At 70.1% G+C, this 2,478-nt stretch carries 1 protein-coding gene; it reads right to left on the bottom strand.

The genetic code is table 11. From position 1 onward, the window contains the following. On the bottom strand, positions 1 to 2,478 hold a 2,478-nt coding region (locus tag ACWDAK_RS40990), incomplete at both ends, for a condensation domain-containing protein (RefSeq protein ID WP_427396330.1).

Below are 2,478 nucleotides of genomic sequence, written 5' to 3'. Positions count from 1 at the left end.
ACCACCGACTCCACCGACCGCGGCAACGCCACCGCCACGACCTGCTCAGGAGCCACACCTCGAGCGACCAGCGCATGCGCGAACCGATTCGCCCGGGCATTCAACTGACGATACGTCAACTCCTTACCAGCACCGACCAGGGCAACAGCATCCGGAGTCGCCGCCACCCGGGCGGCGAACATGGCGGGGAGGTGGTATTCGCCCACCGCCACCGAGGTGTCGTTGAACCCGTCCACCAGGTCGCGGCGCTCCTCCTCCGCCAGCACGTCGACCAGGCCGATCGGCCGTTCGGGAGCGACCGCGACCGCGGCCAGCAGCCGGATCCACCGGCTGAGAAGGCTCTCGACGGTCCTGCGGTCGAACAGGTCGGTGCTGTACTCGATCACACCGCTCAGGCCGGCCGGCGTACCGTCGGGCCCGCGGTTCTCCGCCAAACTGAAGGTGAGGTCGAGCCGAGAAGTCCCGGTGGGCACAGCCATTCCGGCGACCGTGAGGCCGGGCAGCTCGAAGTCTCCGGTCGGCGCGTTCTGCAGGGCCAGCATGGTCTGGAAGAGCGGGTGGTACGACAGCGACCGGGAGGGGTTCAGCACCTCCACCAGGTGCTCGAACGGCACGTCCTGGTGCGCGAAGGCGGACAGCGCCGTCTCCCGCACCCGGTCCAGCAACTCAGCGAAACTCGGATCACCGCTCGTGTCCGTCCGCAGCACCAGCGTGTTGACGAAGAAGCCGACCAGATCGTCCAGTGCCTCGTCGGTCCGGCCCGCGATCGGACTACCGATCGCGATGTCCGTCCCCGCACCCAACCGCGTGTACAACGCCGCCAGGCCGGCCTGTAGCACCATGAACAGACTGGTGCCGGAACGCCGTGCCAACTTGACCAGCGCCGTGTGTAGTTCGGCGTCCATTCGGATATCCAGTAGGTCGCCGCGGTAGGACATGGCGGCTGGACGGGGCCGGTCGGCCGGGAGCTGGAGCTGGTCGGGCAGTCCGGCCAGCGTCTCGGTCCAGTAGGCGACCTGGCGGGCGAACGTGCTGTTGGCGTCGTGCTCGTCGCCGAGGATCTCGTGCTGCCACAGCGTGTAGTCGCCGTAGTTCACTGGTAGCGGCGTCCAGTCGGGCGCCTCACCGCGCTGCCGGGTGGCGTAGGCGGTGGCGAGGTCGCGGGCCAGCGGGCCCATGGACCAGCCGTCGCCGGCGATGTGGTGCATGACGACCAGCAGTACGTGCTCGTCCGGGGCGAGCGTGAACAGCTCGGCCCTGAGGGGTACTTGGGTCTCCAGGTCGAATCCGCGCGCCGTCGCCTCGCGCAGCAGTGCCGGGAGCTCCGCCTCGCCGGCGTGGCGGACGGTCAGCTCGATGGCGGCCTCGGCGGTGTCCAGCACCCGCTGGTGCGGAACGCCGGCGGTGTGTGGGAAGACTGTGCGCAGGGTCTCGTGGCGGGCGACCACGTCGGCGAGGGCGGCGCTCAGCGCGCCCTGGTGGAGGTTGCCGGATAGCCGCAGGGCGAGCGGCATGTGGTAGGTGGCGCTGGGTGTCCCGAGTTGCTGGAGGAACCATAGGCGGCGTTGTGCGAACGACAGCGGCATGGGCTCGCGGCGGGGTTGGGGCAGCAGGGCCTGTCGTGCGGTGCTGGCGTCGTGCAGTCCGGCTGCGAGCGCGGCGGGGGTGGGTGTGCGGAACAGGCTGCGCAGTTCCAGTTCGACGCCGAGGGTTGCCCGGACCCGCGAGAGCAGTCGGGTGGCGAGTAGGGAGTGTCCGCCCAGGTTGAAGAAGTCGTCGTTGACGCCGATCTGTGGTTGGCCGAGCACTTCGGCGAACAGCTCGCACAGGATCTGCTCCTGTGGGGTGCGTGGCGCGCGGCTGCTCCCAGCGGTGCCCGGCTCGGGTGCGGGTAGTGCCGCGCGGTCCAGTTTCCCGTTCGGGGTCAGTGGCAGCGCGTCCAGCAGTACGAACGCGGATGGCACCAGGTAGTCGGGCAGGCGCTCGTGCAGGTATGCCGCCAGTGCTGCTGTGGTGGCGCCGCGCTCGGCCGACGGCACCACGTACGCGACGATGCGGCAGTTTCCTGGCTGGTCCTCGCGGGCGAGGACGGCGACCTGGGTCACGCCGGGATGAGCGGTCAGCTCCGCCTCGATCTCGCCCGGCTCGATCCGGAAGCCGCGGACCTTTACCTGGTGGTCCACCCGGCCGGCGAACTCCAGCTCGCCGTCGGCGCGCCAGCGGACCAGGTCACCCGTGCGGTACATCCGGGAGCCCGCCGGGCCGTACGGATTTGCCACGAACCGAGCAGCTGTGAGCCCGGGTCGGTTCAGGTAGCCGCGGGCCAGCGCCGTCCCGGCCAGGTACAGCTCGCCCGTCACTCCCGGAGCGACCGGCCGCAGGACCGAATCCAGCACATAAACCTGGCAGTTGGCGATCGGACGGCCGATGGGTACCGGCAGCGGGCAGTCGGCGGGGTCGGTCGGCAGCGGGTAGGCG

This window comes from Kitasatospora sp. NPDC001175 (assembly GCF_053598215.1).
This window is presented reverse-complemented; position numbering and strand designations above follow the sequence as displayed.